The organism is Candidatus Chazhemtobacterium aquaticus, from assembly GCF_009936135.1.
Classification (GTDB): Bacteria; Patescibacteriota; Microgenomatia; order UBA1400; family Chazhemtobacteraceae; genus Chazhemtobacterium; species Chazhemtobacterium aquaticus.
This window is the reverse complement of record NZ_CP047901.1, coordinates 301404-318233: the sequence shown is the minus strand read 5'-3', so window position 1 is coordinate 318233 and position 16830 is coordinate 301404. Positions and strand designations below refer to the sequence as shown.

The 16830-nt window shown below is 44.5% G+C and carries 24 protein-coding genes; 1 reads left to right on the top strand and 23 read right to left on the bottom strand.

Going from position 1 to position 16830, the window contains the following annotated elements; translation table 11 throughout:
• Nucleotides 1–11 precede the first annotated feature (11 nt).
• The 20 genes from rplR to fusA all read right to left on the bottom strand — a co-directional run bounded on the left by rplR (nucleotide 12) and on the right by fusA (nucleotide 11711).
• Entirely contained in the window at nucleotides 12–368 is a 357-nt protein-coding gene (gene rplR / locus MICH65_RS01640) for a 50S ribosomal protein L18 (RefSeq protein WP_161931689.1), read from the bottom strand.
• A gap of 21 nt (nucleotides 369–389) precedes the next feature.
• Nucleotides 390–935, bottom strand: a complete 546-nt coding sequence (gene rplF, locus MICH65_RS01635) for a 50S ribosomal protein L6 (protein WP_161931688.1) — start codon at nucleotides 933–935, stop codon at nucleotides 390–392.
• Between the two features lie 7 nt (nucleotides 936–942).
• Entirely contained in the window at nucleotides 943–1329 is a 387-nt protein-coding gene (gene rpsH, locus MICH65_RS01630; RefSeq protein WP_161931687.1) for a 30S ribosomal protein S8, read from the bottom strand.
• 1 nt (nucleotide 1330) lies between these two features.
• Nucleotides 1331–1522: a type Z 30S ribosomal protein S14 gene (locus tag MICH65_RS01625; protein ID WP_161931686.1), complete on the bottom strand. Its 192-nt coding sequence runs from the start codon at nucleotides 1520–1522 to the stop codon at nucleotides 1331–1333.
• A 25-nt stretch (nucleotides 1523–1547) separates the two neighbouring features.
• Complete coding sequence (rplE, locus tag MICH65_RS01620) at nucleotides 1548–2102, bottom strand: 50S ribosomal protein L5 (RefSeq protein ID WP_161931685.1); 555 nt, start codon at nucleotides 2100–2102, stop codon at nucleotides 1548–1550.
• 18 nt (nucleotides 2103–2120) lie between these two features.
• The gene (rplX, locus tag MICH65_RS01615; protein ID WP_161931684.1) at nucleotides 2121–2456 is read right to left on the bottom strand and encodes a 50S ribosomal protein L24; all 336 of its coding nucleotides are present in this window, start codon (nucleotides 2454–2456) and stop codon (nucleotides 2121–2123) included.
• A gap of 3 nt (nucleotides 2457–2459) precedes the next feature.
• Nucleotides 2460–2834: a 50S ribosomal protein L14 gene (rplN, locus tag MICH65_RS01610; protein ID WP_161931683.1), complete on the bottom strand. Its 375-nt coding sequence runs from the start codon at nucleotides 2832–2834 to the stop codon at nucleotides 2460–2462.
• A 12-nt stretch (nucleotides 2835–2846) separates the two neighbouring features.
• On the bottom strand, nucleotides 2847–3074 hold the full coding sequence (rpsQ, locus tag MICH65_RS01605; RefSeq protein WP_161931682.1) for a 30S ribosomal protein S17: 228 nt from the start codon (nucleotides 3072–3074) through the stop codon (nucleotides 2847–2849).
• A gap of 2 nt (nucleotides 3075–3076) precedes the next feature.
• Nucleotides 3077–3286 carry a hypothetical protein gene (locus MICH65_RS01600; RefSeq protein WP_161931681.1) on the bottom strand — a complete coding sequence of 70 codons (210 nt, stop codon included), beginning with the start codon at nucleotides 3284–3286 and terminating at the stop codon, nucleotides 3077–3079.
• A gap of 2 nt (nucleotides 3287–3288) precedes the next feature.
• On the bottom strand, nucleotides 3289–3693 hold the full coding sequence (rplP, locus tag MICH65_RS01595) for a 50S ribosomal protein L16 (protein WP_161931680.1): 405 nt from the start codon (nucleotides 3691–3693) through the stop codon (nucleotides 3289–3291).
• A 42-nt stretch (nucleotides 3694–3735) separates the two neighbouring features.
• The gene (rpsC, locus tag MICH65_RS01590) at nucleotides 3736–4386 is read right to left on the bottom strand and encodes a 30S ribosomal protein S3 (RefSeq protein ID WP_161931679.1); all 651 of its coding nucleotides are present in this window, start codon (nucleotides 4384–4386) and stop codon (nucleotides 3736–3738) included.
• Nucleotides 4387–4392: 6 nt separating this feature from the next.
• Nucleotides 4393–4908, bottom strand: a complete 516-nt coding sequence (rplV, locus tag MICH65_RS01585; RefSeq protein WP_161931678.1) for a 50S ribosomal protein L22 — start codon at nucleotides 4906–4908, stop codon at nucleotides 4393–4395.
• A 22-nt stretch (nucleotides 4909–4930) separates the two neighbouring features.
• Nucleotides 4931–5215: a 30S ribosomal protein S19 gene (gene rpsS, locus MICH65_RS01580; protein WP_161931677.1), complete on the bottom strand. Its 285-nt coding sequence runs from the start codon at nucleotides 5213–5215 to the stop codon at nucleotides 4931–4933.
• 11 nt (nucleotides 5216–5226) lie between these two features.
• Complete coding sequence (gene rplB / locus MICH65_RS01575; protein ID WP_161931676.1) at nucleotides 5227–6063, bottom strand: 50S ribosomal protein L2; 837 nt, start codon at nucleotides 6061–6063, stop codon at nucleotides 5227–5229.
• Nucleotide 6064: 1 nt separating this feature from the next.
• Entirely contained in the window at nucleotides 6065–6343 is a 279-nt protein-coding gene (gene rplW / locus MICH65_RS01570) for a 50S ribosomal protein L23 (protein WP_161931675.1), read from the bottom strand.
• A gap of 11 nt (nucleotides 6344–6354) precedes the next feature.
• The gene (gene rplD / locus MICH65_RS01565; protein ID WP_161931674.1) at nucleotides 6355–7083 is read right to left on the bottom strand and encodes a 50S ribosomal protein L4; all 729 of its coding nucleotides are present in this window, start codon (nucleotides 7081–7083) and stop codon (nucleotides 6355–6357) included.
• Between the two features lie 2 nt (nucleotides 7084–7085).
• The gene (rplC, locus tag MICH65_RS01560; RefSeq protein WP_161931673.1) at nucleotides 7086–7742 is read right to left on the bottom strand and encodes a 50S ribosomal protein L3; all 657 of its coding nucleotides are present in this window, start codon (nucleotides 7740–7742) and stop codon (nucleotides 7086–7088) included.
• A 167-nt stretch (nucleotides 7743–7909) separates the two neighbouring features.
• Nucleotides 7910–8221 carry a 30S ribosomal protein S10 gene (gene rpsJ / locus MICH65_RS01555; RefSeq protein WP_161931672.1) on the bottom strand — a complete coding sequence of 104 codons (312 nt, stop codon included), beginning with the start codon at nucleotides 8219–8221 and terminating at the stop codon, nucleotides 7910–7912.
• Between the two features lie 62 nt (nucleotides 8222–8283).
• A complete protein-coding gene (gene tuf, locus MICH65_RS01550) occupies nucleotides 8284–9459 on the bottom strand; it encodes an elongation factor Tu (protein ID WP_174774487.1) in 1176 nt (391 codons plus the stop codon).
• A 110-nt stretch (nucleotides 9460–9569) separates the two neighbouring features.
• On the bottom strand, nucleotides 9570–11711 hold the full coding sequence (gene fusA, locus MICH65_RS01545) for an elongation factor G (RefSeq protein WP_161931671.1): 2142 nt from the start codon (nucleotides 11709–11711) through the stop codon (nucleotides 9570–9572).
• A gap of 139 nt (nucleotides 11712–11850) precedes the next feature.
• Between fusA and MICH65_RS01540 the strand changes: the two genes are divergently transcribed.
• Nucleotides 11851–12030 (top strand): hypothetical protein, encoded by a 180-nt coding sequence (locus MICH65_RS01540; protein ID WP_161931670.1) that lies wholly within the window; start codon nucleotides 11851–11853, stop codon nucleotides 12028–12030.
• Between the two features lie 127 nt (nucleotides 12031–12157).
• Here the strand turns inward: MICH65_RS01540 and rpsG are convergent, their stop codons facing one another.
• The 3 genes from rpsG to rpoC are packed head-to-tail and all read right to left on the bottom strand — an operon-like array spanning nucleotide 12158 to nucleotide 16826.
• Complete coding sequence (rpsG, locus tag MICH65_RS01535; protein WP_161931669.1) at nucleotides 12158–12634, bottom strand: 30S ribosomal protein S7; 477 nt, start codon at nucleotides 12632–12634, stop codon at nucleotides 12158–12160.
• Nucleotides 12635–12637: 3 nt separating this feature from the next.
• Entirely contained in the window at nucleotides 12638–13075 is a 438-nt protein-coding gene (gene rpsL / locus MICH65_RS01530; protein ID WP_161931668.1) for a 30S ribosomal protein S12, read from the bottom strand.
• A gap of 19 nt (nucleotides 13076–13094) precedes the next feature.
• Nucleotides 13095–16826, bottom strand: coding sequence for a DNA-directed RNA polymerase subunit beta' (gene rpoC, locus MICH65_RS01525; RefSeq protein ID WP_161931667.1), 3732 nt, complete (start codon nucleotides 16824–16826; stop codon nucleotides 13095–13097).
• Nucleotides 16827–16830: the final 4 nt, after the last annotated feature.

The following is a 16830-nucleotide window of genomic DNA, read 5'->3' as shown; positions in this document are numbered from 1 at the left end:
GATTGTGTTATTTAAATTTTAAGGCCTGCGTCTCGAGCTGACTGGGCGAAGGCTTTAATGCGCCCATGATAACGATTACCACCTCTGTCAAAGATAGCCTGGTTGATGTCTTGTTTGAGAGCTAGTTTGGCGAACTCGGTTCCAAGTTGCTTGGCAAGATCTGTTTTAGTTAGATTTTTAGTTTTTTTAAGAGTAGATGTTGATAGGCCTAGAAGGGTAAGACGTTGATCGTCATTAATTAACTGGGCTTGTAGATGTTGACTACTGCGAGAAACGGAGAGACGAGGGCGAGAAGCAGTTCCGTGGATTTTGGATCTGACCCGAATGGCTCGTTTGGTTTTTTGATTAAGGTGGTGTTTGATAGTCATGTTTTTGTGAATAGTTTAGGTTTAGGCGGTTGCTTTGGCGGCTTTGCCGGCTTTGCGACGAACAACTTCACCAGAGTAACGAATACCTTTACCCTTGTAAGGTTCGGGGGGCCTGATGGCACGAATATTAGCGGCTAGTTGGCCGACTAACTGTTTATCAATGCCCTTGATAATGATTTTATTATTACCTTCAATTTCAAGATTGACTCCTGGTGTTGGCTCTACCTCTATAGGATGGGAATAGCCGACTGAAAGAGAAATTTTATCACCAGCTTTGGCGACCCTGTAACCAGTGCCAACTAACTCAAGCTCCTTGGTAAACCCTTGAGTGACGCCGGTAATTAAGTTGTTAACAAGAGCACGGGCGAGGCCATGAAGCGACCTGATTTCTGGAGTATTGGCTGAGCGGGTAAATGTAATCTGGTTGTCTTTACAGGTCGGCTTGATGGACTGGGGGATAACTTGGGAAAGTTGACCAAGAGGGCCTTTCACGGTAATAAGCTGCCCTTCAACGCTAACAGTGACTGAGTCGGGAATATGGATGGGTTGAGTACCTATGCGTGACATGGATGATTTACCAAATTTGACAAATAACTTCTCCGCCAATACCAAGCTTGCGAGCCTGGCGTCCAGTCATAAGACCTTTGGAGGTGGTAAGGATAACTAGTCCCTTGCCAGAAAGAGCGTGGGGAATTTTATCAGCGGAGGCGTAACGACGAACGCTTGGGGTAGAAACGCGAGAGATATGGGTAAGAAGTGGCTGCTTTTGGTGATAAAGTAACTCAATATCAAGAGTCTTGCTGGGTACCTGGCCGGTGACGGTGATGGTGCCGAGATAACCAGCCTGGGAGAGGATATTGGCGATAGTCTCCTTGATCTGGGAATGAGGAAGGGAGATACTACTCTTGTTAGCGAGATAGCCGTTTCTGATTTGAGTTAGAAAATTTGCGATGGGATCCATGTTATTTACTGTATTTGACAACGCCGGGTAATTCTCCTTTATGAGCTAGTTCACGGAAACAAAGTCTGCAGAGACCAAAAATACGGATGTATCCACGAGACCGTCCGCATATATGACAGCGATTGATGCCTCTGGTTGAGTGTTGACTCTCTTTGAGGCGTTTAGATTTGATGATTTTCGACGTTTTGGCCATTTTTTATGTTAATGATGACTAGTGATTATGCATTAGACTCCTCTTTTGCAAAAGGCATTCCTAGAGCAGTGAGAAGCTTAAGGGCAGATTGAGAGTCCCGGGCTGAGGTGCTGATGACAATTTCTAGCCCCTGAACACGTCCAATTTTATCATAATCAACCTCCGGAAAGACAATTTGCTCATTAAGACCCAGGGTATAGTTGCCGCGTGAATCAAAACTGGTAGGTTTTACTCCTTGGAAATCTTTGGTGCGAGGTAGGACGATGTTAACTAATTTCTGGAAGAAGTGATACATACGTTCTCCTCTGAGAGTGACATAAAGACCGATGGTATCTCCTTCTCTTAGATTGAAGGTGGCAATGGATTTTTTGGCGCGAGCAGTTTTTGGCTTTTGACCGGAAATAGCAGAAAGCCAGAGTATAGTTTTTTCCAGCAAATCTTTATCGTGGTGAAATTCAGAAGAGCTAGTGTTAATGGTTATTTTCGTTAGCCGAGGAATAGCTAGGGGATTATCCAGCTTCAGTTCTTTCTGGAGAGATGGAATGATATTTTGATTAAAAGTTTGTTTAAGAGTGTTCATAGTGTTTGATTTTGGTGATTATTTTTTGGTTTTCTTCGGGGTGGTTATTGTGAGAGGTTTGTGACACTTACTACAAAGGCGGACTTTGCTTGAACCGGTTCCAGAATAAGTTACCCTGGTAGGTTTGTGGCATTGAGGACAGATTAGTTGAAGTTTAGATACGTGTAGAGGTCGAGATAGTGTAACAACCCCTCCGGAGTCTTGATCGGATTGGTTTTTAAGATGTTTTTTATAGGTGTTGAGACCATCAACGAGAACCTTGTTCTCCTTTGGGTAGAGCCTGGTGACCTTTCCAGTACGACCTTTGTCGTCTCCAGAAAGGACTTTAATGGTATCGTTTTTGTGTAGTTTCATGATTTAGAGCACTTCGGGTGCTAAAGATGCAATTTTATTAAATCCATTATCCTTGACTTCACGAGCTATGGCACCAAAAACTCTGGTTCCAATAGGAGCTTTGGTGGTGGGATTTTCAATAATGACGGCTGCGTTGTCGTCAAAACGAATATAAGTTCCATCAGGACGGCCTGTTTCTTTTCGAGAGCGGACTATAACTGCCTTGACCATTTGGCCTTTTTTGACAGCAGAGTTTGGGTCGGCTTGAGTGACCGAGGCAGTGATGATGTCACCGACATGTCCAAAACGTCGTTTTGAACCTCCGTGAACAAGAATTAAGCGAAGTCGTTTGGCGCCGGTGTTGTCTGCTACTTTGAGAATGCTTCTTAGTTGAACCATGATTGTGATAGATTAGTTGATGATTTGAGATATCTGCCAATGTTTACGGCGACTAATAGGTCGTGATTCTTTAATTTGAACTTTATCTCCTTCTTTGGCGCCAAGCGGATCATGAGCAAGGAAGCGCTTAGTGAACTTGTAACGCTTAAGGTAAAGTGGGTGTTGGCGAAAGGTGACAACCTCAACAACAACAGTTTTGTCCATTTTGGCTGATTTGACGGTTCCGATGAAGGTTTTCATGATTATTTTTTAGCTTGTTTGGTTAATTGATGGATTTGATAGACAAGTTGTGCCTTTTTTCTTTTAAGTGGTTTGTGAGCATTGGTATTAGACTGGACACCGGCTTTAATGTCAAGCCTGGTAGCCTGTAACTCTTGATTTATTTTAGTTAACTCTTTGTTGAGTTCGGTGATATTGGCACTGGTATTTGGTTTTGTTTTTGAGGTAGCCATGATTAACGAGCGATAATTTTGGTTTTAATAGGTAGTTTGTTAGCGGCACTTTTGAGAGCTTTGTTAGCAGTAGCTTCATCCACTCCGGCTAGTTCAAAAAGGACTCGGCCTGGAGTAATAACGGCGACGTACTGGCTAATGTCACCTTTTCCGCTACCCATACGCGATCCGGCAGGGCGATCTGTGATGGGTTTGTGAGGAAAGATGCGAATAAACGTTTTACCTGCGCGTTTGGTATGGTGAGAGATGGCTCGTCTGGCAGCTTCAATTTGACGGGCAGTAATCCAAGCACGGTCGAGAGCTTTGAGACCAAATTCCCCATAAGCGACATAGTTACCTCGTTGTGAGAACCCTTTCATGGTTCCTCTGAATTCTTTGCGGTATTTACGTTTTCTTGGTTGTAGCATGTTACTTGATTTGGCTTATTGATTACTTTTAGGCTATTAGCTTTATTTGGTGTGTTTTTCGCCTTTGTAGATCCAAACCTTGATACCAACGTATCCGGATCGGGTAAGAGCGGGAACGTGGGCGAAATCAATGTCAGCACGTAGAGTGGAGGTAGGTATCTTGCCGGAGGTGTATTTTTCCTGCCGGCCAATATCTGCGCCACCAATACGGCCTGAGAAGACGATTTTAATCCCCTTAGCACCAGCGTTCATAACTTTTTCTATGGCTTGGTCTTTGGCACGTCGATGAGGATAGCGTCGTTCGAGCTGATAGGCAATTTGGCTGGCAATAAGCTTAGCTGAGAGATCTGGTTGGGCAATCTCCATTGGATGAAGGTTGACGTTGGTGTGAACGCGACCTTTAGGGTTGACTAGCTTAATAAGGTCTTTTTTTAATTCTTCAATGTTGGCACCGCCGCGTCCGATGACGACACCAGGTCGCGATACGTATACATAGACGTCGATAGAGTTGATGGAGCGTCGAATATCTACTTGAGAAAGACCGGCTAGTTTAAGCTTTTCATCAAGAAAGCGACGAATTTGGTGGTCTTGAGCGACAAGATCAGCGTAGGTGTGCTTATTGGCATACCAAATGGATTTCCAGTCGTATAGAATGCCGGTTCTGAATCCTTGTGGATTAATTTTTTGTCCCATGGTTATTTATTTTTGATTACTTGTTGATTGCTTAAGAGTTTTTTTAGATGATGGCCTGGTGGTCGTTTTTTTCTTAAGGGTTTTTTTGGATGTGTCAGATAATTTAGAGTCTAATTTTTTAGATGTTTTAGATGTTTCTGGGTTGGTAATTGAAGCTTTCTTTGATGAGGAGGTGTTTGGTGTCGAGGCAGAGGCATTTTCAAGCTTGATGGTGACGTGAGAGCGGCGTCGAGTATAGGGCTTACCACGTCCACGTGCTCCGGCGTGCCAGCGTTTGAGAGTCCAACCCTGGTTAACAACAATCTCTTTTATTTTAAGTGAGTCAGGATTGATTTTGTGATTATTGGTAGCATTAGCAATGGCCTGTTTAATTACTTTGCTTAGAGGTTTAGCAGCTGAGTAGTTTAAATATTTAAGCTGATTAACTGCTTCTTGGGGCTTGAGATTTTTGACAGCAGTAGCCATCATCCTCATTTTACGAGGAGTGACAGAGATTTGTCGTTGGGTAGCTGTAATAATCATCTTAGCTTGTAAATATGTTTTTTTAAGTTTTACTGATAACTCGTTTGGTCATCTTACCGTGTCCATGGAAAGTCCGAGTGGGTGAGAATTCACCGAGCCGGTGACCTACCATGGCTTCGGTCACGAAGACTTCGTGAAAGATCTTGCCATTGTGAACTAAAAAGGTGTGACCAACAAATTCTGGCGGAATTTGACTGTCTCGGGCCCAGGTTTTTATCGATTCTTTTTTAGCAGATTGTTTTTGAGCGCTAACTTTTTTGAGCAGCTTCTCGTCAACATATGGTCCTTTTTTATTACTACGGCTCATGATTGTTTTAGTTATTTTTTAGACCGACGGTCTTTAATAATATCCTTTGTTGAGTATTTTTTAACTTTACGGGTTTTTTTACCTAGTGTTCGCTTGCCCCAAGGACTCTTGGGTGAGTTCATACCAATACCAGAGCGACCTTCTCCTCCACCATGTGGGTGTGCGCCTGGATGCATGGCAACACCACGGACTGAAGGGCGCCAACCCATGAGGCGGCGTCGACCAGCTTTACCGAGTTTTCGGTTTTTGTGGTCTGGATTACTTACCTGACCAATGGTGGCCATGGAAATGGCGGGGAAACGGCGGGTTTCACCTGAAGGAAGCTTGATGCTGACAAATCGGTCTTCTTTGTCTTGAATATAGGCAGCGGCTCCAGCTGAACGGATAATCTGGCCTCCTTTTCCAGGGGTTAGTTCGAGGTTGTGAATTGGGGTGCCAACCGGGATTTTATTTAGAGGTAATGTGTTACCCGGTTCAATTTCGGCATTTTCCTTGCTCGAAATAACGGTTTGACCTATCTTTAATCCGTCAGGGGCAATAATGTAGCGTTTGTCGCCATTTTGGTAATGTAGAAGGGCAATATTGGCCGAACGATTGGGATCATACTCAATCGTATTTACTTTAGCGGGTATCTCGAAGGCGTCTCGCTTAAAATCTATGAGACGCAAAAAGCGTTTTTGACGACCGCCTCGGTGTCGGATAGTAATTTTACCAGAATTATTGCGTCCAGCATAGTTTTTGTTGATCCGACGGAGTTTTTTGATAAGTTTTGTCTTGGAAAGTTTTTGCTTAGAGCGAGTGCGGTGACGAACTCCTGGGGTGGTGGGTTTGTAGTATTCTGAGGCCATATTATTTTGTTTCGAAGTATTTAATAGATTGCTTGGGTTTTAGCTCAACAATAGCCTTTTTGTAGGATCGAGACTGGCGGTAGTGGCCAGTTCTAGCGGAACGAAAACGGCGTGGCTTATAAAGTGAGGTTTTGACACCAACCACATTGACCTTGAACAGAGACTCTACTTCTGATTTAATTTGGCCTTTTGTGGCTTGTGGGTCAACTAAGAAAGTGTAACGGTTGAGGGCCGTTTCTTTTAGAGTTTTTTCAGTGATAAGTGGTTTTTTGATTATCATGTAAATAGAGTTTATTTAGTAGATGGTGATTTAGAGGTTTTTGATGATTTGTTTTTGGCGGACGATATATTTGAGGATGCTGATGTGGCGAGTGGCTTTTTATCATGAGTCAGCCACAGAGTAAGAGGATCTAGAGCTTCCTGATCGAGGATGAGGTGATGGGTGCTGGTTATCTGGTGGATATTGGTATGGTTAAAACGAGTAATGTGAAGATTGTTTATGTTGTTAGCGGCTTGGAGAAGATTGGGGTAGGGTTTGTTGATGAGAATTAGAGTCTTAGTAGTTGGATCAGGAAGGATTTGGGATAGAAGACTGTGGAGATCCTTGGTTTTGGGCGAAAGCTTTTCTAGATCGGCAACAAGGGAGACTGCTTGATTCTGAGCTAGATGGGTAAGGGCACTAATAAGGCTTTGGCGACGCATTTTAGTGTTGAGCTTCTTGCGAGCTGGCTTGGCTGATTTGGGGCCGTGAGCAACACCTCCACCAACAAAAATGGGAGCTGATTTGGCGCCGTGACGAGCATTCCCAGTACCCTTTTGACGATAGACTTTGGCGGTGGTTAACGAAACATCGCCTCTGGTCTGGACTACAGAGTTGTGCTGTGATTGATTAGAACGAAAGACGTGAACCGCCTGAGCGATGAGCTGGTGATTTATTTTGGCGGCAAAAACTGCTTTAGGAAGGGTGATGGGTTTGGCAGCTTTTTTGCCAGTATGGTTGTATAGATTTGCTGATGACATGATTATTCTTTAGGTTGATTGGTATCTTTTCCTTTGCGGGTGACGGTTAGCTTAAGAAGTTGTTTTTTTGCTCCAGGAACTGGCCCAGAAACAGATAACTGGTTTTTATCAAGGTCAACTGCGAGAACAGTTAGGTTTTTGGTGACAGCGGTACTGGCACCGAGGTGTCCGGGCATTTTTTTACCAGGTAGAACGCGACCGGGAGTGGTACCACGACCAATAGAGCCAGGAGCGCGGCTCCTGTCCGATTGTCCATGGGTCTTGGGGCCACCAGCAAAGCCAAAACGCTTCATGACCCCCGCAAACCCCTTACCAATAGAGATGCCAGTCACAGAGACGGTGTCTCCAGGGGCAATAATTTTATCAATGGGAAGACTCTCCCCTACTTTAAGCTGGGGTTCCTGGTCTAGTCTGATCTCACGAAACCATTTTGGCTGTTTGGTTAGCTTGGCTTTTTTAAGATGAGTTAAGAGTGACTTTTGGGGAGATTTGTTCTTTTGGTCTATCGACAGCTGGAGCGAGTAATATCCATCCTTGTCGACTGTTTTTATTTGCGAGACTACTTGAGTAGGAAGCTTAAGAATGGTCACAGGAACTCTCTTACCGTCAATGAAGGCTTGAGTCATATGAGATTTGATGGTGTAGATTTCGGTAATCATGACTATGTAATATAGTTTAAGATTGCTTAAATATTTGTATATTTAAATATATTTTGTTTAACAAAAAACCCCGCTATACGGGGTTAATTTTCGTATAGCTATGGCCAGCTTTTATGACTGATGTCGTGATATGGTTTTTGATAGGCAGTTGTTTTTGACCATCAAGGTTACATCTTGATCTCGATACCAACGCCGGCCGGCAGTTCGAGATGCATTAAAGAATCTATCGTCTTATTAGTAGGTGAGACGATATCAATGAGTCGCTTGTGAGTGAGGATGGCGAAGTGCTCACGAGCATTTTTGTCGGTGTGCGGACTAGTGTTGACGGTAATACCTTTTTTACGGGTCGGTAAAGGGACAGGACCAACTACTTGAGCCCCGGTGGCGAGAGCCGTCTGGATGATTTTGACGGCCGCTTCATCTATGACACGATGGTCAAAAGATTTTAAACGGACACGAATGCGAGTTTTGTCGGCCACTTTATGATTTAGACTTAAGAGCGATCGTGATGATCGCTCTTTAAGTGTTTGTTAATATTTGTTTACTTAATGATCTTGGTGATGACACCAGCACCAACGGTTTTTCCTCCCTCGCGGATGGCAAACCTTAAGCCCTCTTCCATAGCAACGGGGGTGATGAGCTTGACGGTCATCTTGGTACTGTCTCCTGGCATGACCATCTCAACACCTTCGGGAAGGGTAAGCTCTCCAGTAACATCGGTGGTGCGGACATAGAATTGAGGTTTATAGCCAGTGAATAGGGGTGTGTGACGACCGCCTTCTTCTTTGCTTAGGATAATAGCTTCAGCCTCAAATTCGGCGTGAGGGGTAACAGATCCTGGTTTGGCAAGAACTTGGCCTCGCTCAATGTCGTCTTTTTCAACACCGCGAAGAAGAACGCCGGCGTTGTCTCCAGCCTGACCGGATTCAAGTTGTTTATGGAACATTTCAATTCCGGTAACGACTGTTTTCTTAGTATCTTTGATACCAATGATCTCGATTTCGTCGCCAATTTTGATTTGACCACGCTCAATACGACCGGTAACAACAGTGCCACGACCTTTGATGGAGAAAACGTCCTCAACAGGCATTAAGAAAGGCTTGTCTAGTTCACGTTCAGGGGTGGGGATCCAGGTGTCAACAGCTTCCATAAGTTTGTTAATACCTGCTTGAGCTTCTGCGTCGCCTTCTAAAGCCTTGAGGGCGGAGACTCTAACTACAGGAGTGTCCTCTTCATATTCATATTTGGCGAGAAGTTCTTTGATTTCCATTTCGACCAGATCAAGAAGTTCTGGGTCAGAAACTGCGTCAACTTTGTTTAAAGCAACGACCAACTTGGGAACATTAACTTGCTTGGCCAAAAGAAGGTGCTCTTTGGTTTGAGGCATAGGACCATCAGTGGCAGCAATAACGAGAATGGCTCCGTCCATTTGAGCAGCTCCAGTAATCATGTTCTTGATATAGTCAGCGTGACCAGGAGCGTCAATGTGAGCATAATGGCGATTCTTGGTTTCATACTCAACGTGGGAAATGTTGATAGTAACACCACGCTGTTTTTCTTCAGGTGAGTTGTCAATTTGGTCGAAGGCCATAGCTTGAGCCAGACCATCTTTTGAAAGTGTTTGGGTAATAGCGGCGGTAAGGGTGGTTTTACCATGGTCGACATGACCAATGGTGCCAATGTTAACGTGAGGTTTGCTTCGATCAAATGTAGCCATTTTGATTTGGAGTAGTTAGTAGTTAGAAGTACTAAATTTTTTTCTTCTTCTGCTAACTAGTTAGTTTAATTACTTAATTGCTAATTTAGCTTTTGCAACTGTGTATTTTATCATTTTTCTGTGGATTCGCCAACGGGACGTTTAATTAAAGTTTGGGCGATATTATCTGGCACAATTTCGTAGGTGTGAGGCTCCATGTAGTAGTTAGCTCGTCCTTGTGACATGGAACGAATGTCGGTGGCGTAACGACCAAGCTCAGAGAGTGGAACTAATGAGGTTATGACTCTAGCATTGCCACGTTGATCGTTACCAAGAATTTGAGCACGCCTGGAGGATAGATCACCAATGATGTCACCCATGAACTCTTCAGGGGTGGTTACTTCGACTTTCATAATAGGCTCGAGTAATACAGGACTGGCTTTCTTGACTGCGTCTTGGAGAGCCATTGATCCAGCTATCTTGAAAGCTACTTCGGATGAGTCTACTTCATGATATGAACCATCGTAGAGTTCGACCTCGACATCGGTGAGAGGATAACCGGCAATAACGCCGTTGTCCTGTGCTTCTGCGACACCTTTTTCGACCGGGGAAATAAATTCTCTTGGAATGGCACCACCGACAATTTTGTTGAGGAATTTACGACCCTCACTCCGAGGAAGAGGACGGATGCGAATCAGGCAGTGACCATATTGCCCACGGCCACCTGATTGACGGATGTACTTGCCTTCACCCTCCGATTCTTTGGTAATGGTTTCTTTGTATGCAACTTGAGGCTGTCCGGTGTTTGCATCGACTTTGAATTCTCTTTTGAGACGGTCAACAATAATCTCCAGATGCAGCTCACCCATACCACGGATCAGGGTTTGTCCAGTGGTTGGATCAGTTCTAATTTGAAAAGTTGGGTCTTCGTCAGAAAGGCGAGAAAGAGCTAAGCCCAATTTTTCTTGGTCGGCTTTGGTTTTAGGTTCGATGGCAAGTGATATGACTGGTTCTGGGAAAGAGATTGACTCAAGAACTAGGACAGAGTTTTCATCACATAGGGTGTCACCAGTGCCCGTGGCTTTAAGGCCGACGGCGGCGACAATTTCACCAGCCTTAGCTTCACTGATCTCCTCTCGAGTGTTGGCGTGCATTAAAAGAAGACGTCCAATACGTTCTTTTTCTTTCTTGGTTGAGTTATATATGTATGAACCTGACTTAATAGTCCCGGAGTAGACACGAATATAGGTGAGGCGTCCAACGTGGGGATCAGCCTGAATCTTGAAAGCTAAGGCAGTAACAGAGGCGTCTGGGTCTGGCTTTCTAACTATCTGTTGAGATTCATCGTTTGGGTTAATTCCAGTGACAGGAGGTACGTCGAATGGGCTGGGGAGGAAATCTACGACTGCATCAAGAAGAGGTTGAACACCTTTGTTTCTCAAGGATGATCCGGGGTAAACGGGTACGATCTGGTTGGCAATGGTGGCTTGACGTAGAGCTTTCTTCAGGTCTTCAATGGATGGTTCTTTGCCTTCTAGATATTGTTCAAGAAGTGAGTCATTAAGCTCACAAATTTGTTCAATTAAAGCAGCTCTATGAGCCTCAACCTCTGCTTTCATGTCTTCAGGTATGTTGTCGGAGACGGTGTAACTGGCGCCTGTTTCATCACTTTCCCAAATTAAAGATTGGCGTTCAAGAAGTAGGATGACACCTTTAAACTGATTCTCGGCTCCGATGGGGAGAGCCATGATGGCAGTTTTACTGCCTAGTTTTTCGTGAACATCCTTGATAGTGGCATGAAAATCAGCGCCTAACACGTCCATTTTGTTAACGAAGGCCACTCGAGGAACGTGATATTTGTCAGCTTGGCGCCAGACAGTCTCTGTTTGAGATTGAACTCCTGAACCGGCATCGAGAATGACGACACCTCCATCAAGAACTCTTAGAGAGCGTTCGACTTCGGCAGTAAAATCGACGTGGCCGGGGGTATCGATAATATTGATGCGGGTCTTGTTTTTATTAAGTGCTTTATCAAGGGCAGCAGTCCAAAAAGTGGTGGTGGCAGCTGACATGATGGTAATACCCCGCTCTTTTTCTTGCTCCATCCAGTCCATTTGAGTATCACCCTCGTCGATGTTGCCAATTTTGTAGGACTTACCGGTATAGAAAAGGATTCGCTCAGTAGTGGTAGTTTTTCCAGCGTCAATATGGGCAATAATACCGATATTACGAATATTATTAAGATCAAGAGTTTGGTCTTGTTTGGTAGCCATCTTTAGGTTTTTTTATGTAAATTAGGACAAATAAAAGCTGCCGGATAGGCAGCAAGCCTTAACTGGGGGTTAATTTTAACATATTCTATGCTGGGTGGTAAATGCTTGATAGTTATGGGGTGGTATAATTTAGGTATCGTTGGTTTACTTTGAAAAGGAGTTTGTGATGACTCAAAAGCAGAGTGATCAGAAACCTGATCCGATTGGTGTGATCGTCCGGACCATGCAGGCTGTGGTGAGAGCCAATCCGGACCGCTGGTCAGAAGAGATGAGGCTTAACTTTGGCCAAAAGCCGGAGGAAAAAGACGACAGGAAGTAAATGAAGGGAGAAAGGCTAACGGCCGGTTATATGAAGATGACTGGCCGTTTTTTTATTGAGCGTCAGAATAGCGTTGATAAAACGAGACGTTAAACGTTGGGAAAAGTATAAAACGATGGGATTTGGATTACCATCTAAAGTGGGCAAAGGCCTTGTTAGCTTCGGCCATTTTGTGGGTGTCTAGTTTTTTCTTGATGGCAGAACCTTCGTTGTTAAGGGCATCAAGAATTTCGGCGGCAAGCTTGTCTGCATAGGTGTGGTAGGTGGAGTTGGACCTTTGCCTGGCAGCATTAACTAACCAGCGAATAGCTAGGGTTTCTTTGCGATCACCTTTAACCGGAGTGGGGACTTGGTAAGCGGCACCACCGATTCGGCGAGTCCTAACTTCGAGCTGGGGCTTGATGTTTTCAAGAGCGTTGCGAAAAGTTTCAAGAGCGTCCTTTTTAGTTTTTGACTGGACGATTTCCAGAGCTTTGTAAACTTGGGTGGAGGCGACAGTTTTTCTGCCGTCTAGCATACTTCGATTGATAAGCTTGGCTATCAGGCGGTTATTGTAGACGGGGTCAGGGGCGATGGTACGTTTTAGGTTCTTATTTGTTCTCATATGTTATTCTGCTGAGGCTGTTTGACTGTTTGATCCAGCGCGACGAGCGCCGTATTTGCTGCGAGCTTTTTTACGACCTTCAACGCCGGCGCAATCATAGACACCACGAACAATATGGTACTTAACACCAGGTAAGTCTTTGACACGACCTCCACGAACAAGGACGATTGAGTGCTCGGCAAGATTGTGGCCCTCTCCGGGAATGTAGGCGGTTACTTCTTGACGGTTACTTAAGCGGACACGGGCTACTTTACGGAGAGCTGAGTTAGGTTTTTTGGGGGTCATGGTTTTGACCTGAATACAGACACCTCTTTTTTGAGGGTTGGTAGTTTTGACCTGACGTCTCTTGGCCGCGTTATATGAGCGTCTAAGTGCAGCTGCTTTAACTTTGTTGGCCTTTTGCTTTCTAGGTCGGCGGATAAGTTGATTAATGGTTGGCATAGGGGCAAATTTTATCAGGTTATTGGTTAACGAGCAAACCGTCTTTAATTTCGGCACGTTCGGCATTGGTGGGAATAAGACGACCAATGATAACGTTTTCTTTCATACCGAGGAGTGGATCAGTGTCCCCTTCGATAGCGGCACGAGTAAGAACCTTGGTTGTGTCTTGGAAGGAAGCGGATGATAGCCATGATTCGGTGTAAAGGGAGGATTGAATTAGACCTAAGATTAGAACACCTGCTGTGGCTGGCTGGCCACCTTCGGCGATGACACTTTCATTGATAGCGTCAAAGCGACCTCGGCTAACAACCTGTCCGGGCAGTAGATCCGTATCACCTGGGGTTTCGATTTTAACCTTGTCCGACATTTTCTTGACAATAACCTCAAAGTGTTTGTCCTTGATAGGAATACCTTGAGATTCATAGACTCGCTGAGCTTCATTAACGAGATATTCTTGAGCGGCACGGAGACCTTTAACCTTAAGAACTTGTTTAACGTCTAGGTTGCCTGAGGCGAGTGGGTGACCGGCTGGCACGAGCTGACCATCTTCAATATTAAGAACTGAGGTGAGGGGTACAAGATACTCGCGGCGTTGATCCTTACCACCAATGGTAGGAGTAATAGTAATACGGTAGCCAGAGTCAGTCTCAAGAATTTTGGCTTTACCAGCAACTTCGGCAATGGGTGAGAGGTTTTTAGGTGTTCTGACCTCGAGAAGTTCGGTAACACGGGGTAAACCTTGGGTCACGTCTAGACCGACCGAGCCAGAGGTGTGTTTGGTTCTCATGGTAAGTTGAGTGCCAGGTTCGCCGATGGATTGAGCAGCTAGAATTCCAACAGGATCACCAATTTGAGTGATTTCAAGATTGGCAAAGTTTAGACCATAGCAATGAACACAGACACCGAAACGTGATTCGCAGGTTAGAGGAGAGCGAACTTCAACTTCGGTTATATTTGCTTCAATAATTTGTTTGACTGCTTCATCATCAATAATTTGATTGGCGGAGAGGATTTGTTTCTTGGTTTTGGGGTGAAGGATTTTCTTTAAAGTGAAGCGGCCTACAAGTCGATCGGCAAATTTATCACCACGTGGCCCTTGTGTAGAGATGGTGATTCCATCTTTGGTGCCACAGTCTTGTTCTCTAATAATGGCGTCGTGAGAGGCGTCGACGAGTCGGCGAGTAAGATAACCAGCGTCGGCTGTTTTAAGAGCGGTGTCGATAAGGCCTTTTCTAGAACCTCTGATGGAGTTGACATATTCAAAGATAGAAAGACCCTCGCGATAATTACCTTTGATAGGTAATTCGACAATATTACCTAAGGGGTCAGTAACTAAGCCGCGCATGGCGGAAAGTTGTTTGATAGTGTCTCTGGTAATACGTCCCATTCCGGTCTCAATGATGAGACGAATAGGATTGCCAGGTCGGAAGGTTTCCCAGGTGAGGTCAGAGAGCTCATCGGTGATGCGCATCCAGACTTCATTGCTGAGACGACGTCGTTCCTGGTCGGTGATTAGTCCCTGAGCATAGTTTTGTTCAACCTGGGCAACTTGTTGATTACCTTGCTGAATAACGGCTTGTTTCTTCTGATATAGTTCGTTATCGGAGATGGCGAATGAGAGACCTGAGATGGTGCCTGCCTCGAAGCCTATATCTTTGATGTCATCAATTAGCTTGACAACTCGATCGGATCCAAGTTCTTTAATTGACCTGGCAAAGAGTGATTTAATAGTAGAGCTAGTGATAGTTTCATTGATGTATCCGAACTCTTGAGGTACCACCTCATTGAAAATAATTCGACCAGGGGTGGTAATAATTACTTTGCCATTGAGACGCAATTGAACAGGTTGGCGGAGATGAAGAAGTCCGATATTGTAGGCAAGCAAGACTTCTTTGGGGTCAGCATAGATGGTGTCTTGATTGGCTTCTTGGTTTTCCTCGATAGAAGTGAGGTAATAAACACCAATGGCCATCTCTTTTTTGGCAGGGATAGCAACAGGTTTACCAACGGAAGGTTTGAGTAGATTGTGTTGTGGAAGCATTTGGTTTCTGGCTTCTTCTTGGGCTTTTTTAGTTAGAGGTACGTGAACAGCCATTTGGTCGCCATCAAAGTCAGCGTTAAAACCGTCGGTAACCGCGGGATGAAGGCGAATAGCAGAGCCTTCAATAAGGACCGGATTAAAGGCGAGAATGGAAAGCTTGTGGAGAGTTGGAGCACGGTTTAGTAACACAGGATGATTTTTGGTGATTTCCTCCAAGATGTCATAGACCTCAGGAATGCGGTGTTCGATTAAGTTTTTAGCAGATTTAACATTGGGAGCTAGACCTTTGGCGATAAGCTCTCTCATAACAAAGGGCTTGAACATTTCAAGAGCCATGTCTTTGGGAATACCGCACTGATTCAAACTAAGTTCTGGGCCAACGACAATGACTGAGCGGCCGGAGTAATCAACACGTTTACCGAGCAAGTTTTGGCGAAAACGACCTTGTTTACCCTTTAACATTTCTGAAAGAGATTTAAGTGGTTTGGTGCGACGAGTACGACGAGAGGCGAGCGATTGAGGGGAATCAATTAAGGCATCAACAGCTTCCTGAAGCATTCTTTTTTCATTTCGTAATATGATTTCGGGGGCACCTAGACTTAAAAGGTGTTTTAGACGATTGTTACGATTAATGACCCTGCGATATAGGTCGTTAAGGTCGGAGGTGGCAAAGCGTCCACCTGAAAGCTGAACCATGGGACGGAGGTCTGGAGGAATAACGGGTAGTTGGCGGAAAATCATCCACTCGGGACTAACAGAAGCATTGATCAGACCCATGACCACCTTAAGTCGTTTGGTTGCTTTTAGTTTTTTACCGACAGACCCATCCTTGATGATGGTTTTAAGTTTATTAGCAAGTTCTTCAAGGTTAACTTTTTTGACAGCTTCAAGTAAGGCTTCGGCGCCCATACCAACAGTAAGGAAGGACGCGGCATCGTAATCGACAAGTTTGAGATATTCGTCTTCGGTTAAGACGGAGTTGGTTTCGATTTGTTTGACAAGACTTTCTATGGTGTCGTAGATATTATCAGTGACGGTTTGTTCGGCGACCATCTGTTCGCGAGTGGCGGCAATTTTCTTTTTAGTCTCGAGCTTGGCAGATTCGGTCTTGAGGTTTTTTTCGTCTTTGTTGGAGATAGAGCGACGAAGAGTTTCCACTTGAGTTTTACCCTCTGACTTAATGGTCTCAATTTGTTGATCAGCATCAGATTTAATTTGGTCTTTTTGAGCTTGACGAGCATCTTCAAGTTTTTTAAGAGCATTCTGCTTTTCATCTTTGTCCACATTTAGAACAAGATATCGTGAGAAATAAACAACGCTGGCTAGTTTTTTGGGTGAGATATTAAGAAGGAGGGAAAGGGTAGACGGGGTGCCTTTGAAATACCAGACATGGGCAACTGGAGCAGCTAAGGAAATGTGACCCATTCTTTCGCGACGAACACGAGAGAGAGTAACTTCTACTCCACATTTATCGCAGACTATGCCACGATAACGAATGCGTTTATATTTGCCACAATAACACTCCCAGTCTTTAGTTGGTCCAAAGATGCGCTCACAAAACAGACCGTCTTTTTCAGGTTTGAGGGTGCGGTAATTAATGGTTTCAGGTTTGGTGACTTCACCGTGTGACCAGGACTTGATTTCCTCTGGAGAGGCAAGTTTAATTTGAAGTCCTTGAAAGTCCATTAGATTTTTTAGATTGTTGGTCATGTTT

Bases quoted from the DNA above. Each gene is read 5' to 3' on its own strand.
- rplR (WP_161931689.1), bottom strand. From the start codon at position 368: ATGACTATCAAACACCACCTTAATCAAAAAACCAAACGAGCCATTCGG.
- rplF (WP_161931688.1), bottom strand. From the start codon at position 935: ATGTCACGCATAGGTACTCAACCCATCCATATTCCCGACTCAGTCACT.
- rpsH (WP_161931687.1), bottom strand. From the start codon at position 1,329: ATGGATCCCATCGCAAATTTTCTAACTCAAATCAGAAACGGCTATCTC.
- MICH65_RS01625 (WP_161931686.1), bottom strand. From the start codon at position 1,522: ATGGCCAAAACGTCGAAAATCATCAAATCTAAACGCCTCAAAGAGAGT.
- rplE (WP_161931685.1), bottom strand. From the start codon at position 2,102: ATGAACACTCTTAAACAAACTTTTAATCAAAATATCATTCCATCTCTC.
- rplX (WP_161931684.1), bottom strand. From the start codon at position 2,456: ATGAAACTACACAAAAACGATACCATTAAAGTCCTTTCTGGAGACGAC.
- rplN (WP_161931683.1), bottom strand. From the start codon at position 2,834: ATGGTTCAACTAAGAAGCATTCTCAAAGTAGCAGACAACACCGGCGCC.
- rpsQ (WP_161931682.1), bottom strand. From the start codon at position 3,074: ATGAAAACCTTCATCGGAACCGTCAAATCAGCCAAAATGGACAAAACT.
- MICH65_RS01600 (WP_161931681.1), bottom strand. From the start codon at position 3,286: ATGGCTACCTCAAAAACAAAACCAAATACCAGTGCCAATATCACCGAA.
- rplP (WP_161931680.1), bottom strand. From the start codon at position 3,693: ATGCTACAACCAAGAAAACGTAAATACCGCAAAGAATTCAGAGGAACC.
- rpsC (WP_161931679.1), bottom strand. From the start codon at position 4,386: ATGGGACAAAAAATTAATCCACAAGGATTCAGAACCGGCATTCTATAC.
- rplV (WP_161931678.1), bottom strand. From the start codon at position 4,908: ATGATTATTACAGCTACCCAACGACAAATCTCTGTCACTCCTCGTAAA.
- rpsS (WP_161931677.1), bottom strand. From the start codon at position 5,215: ATGAGCCGTAGTAATAAAAAAGGACCATATGTTGACGAGAAGCTGCTC.
- rplB (WP_161931676.1), bottom strand. From the start codon at position 6,063: ATGGCCTCAGAATACTACAAACCCACCACCCCAGGAGTTCGTCACCGC.
- rplW (WP_161931675.1), bottom strand. From the start codon at position 6,343: ATGATAATCAAAAAACCACTTATCACTGAAAAAACTCTAAAAGAAACG.
- rplD (WP_161931674.1), bottom strand. From the start codon at position 7,083: ATGTCATCAGCAAATCTATACAACCATACTGGCAAAAAAGCTGCCAAA.
- rplC (WP_161931673.1), bottom strand. From the start codon at position 7,742: ATGATTACCGAAATCTACACCATCAAATCTCATATGACTCAAGCCTTC.
- tuf (WP_174774487.1), bottom strand. From the start codon at position 9,459: ATGGCTACATTTGATCGAAGCAAACCTCACGTTAACATTGGCACCATT.
- fusA (WP_161931671.1), bottom strand. From the start codon at position 11,711: ATGGCTACCAAACAAGACCAAACTCTTGATCTTAATAATATTCGTAAT.
- rpsG (WP_161931669.1), bottom strand. From the start codon at position 12,634: ATGAGAACAAATAAGAACCTAAAACGTACCATCGCCCCTGACCCCGTC.
- rpsL (WP_161931668.1), bottom strand. From the start codon at position 13,075: ATGCCAACCATTAATCAACTTATCCGCCGACCTAGAAAGCAAAAGGCC.
- rpoC (WP_161931667.1), bottom strand. From the start codon at position 16,826: ATGACCAACAATCTAAAAAATCTAATGGACTTTCAAGGACTTCAAATT.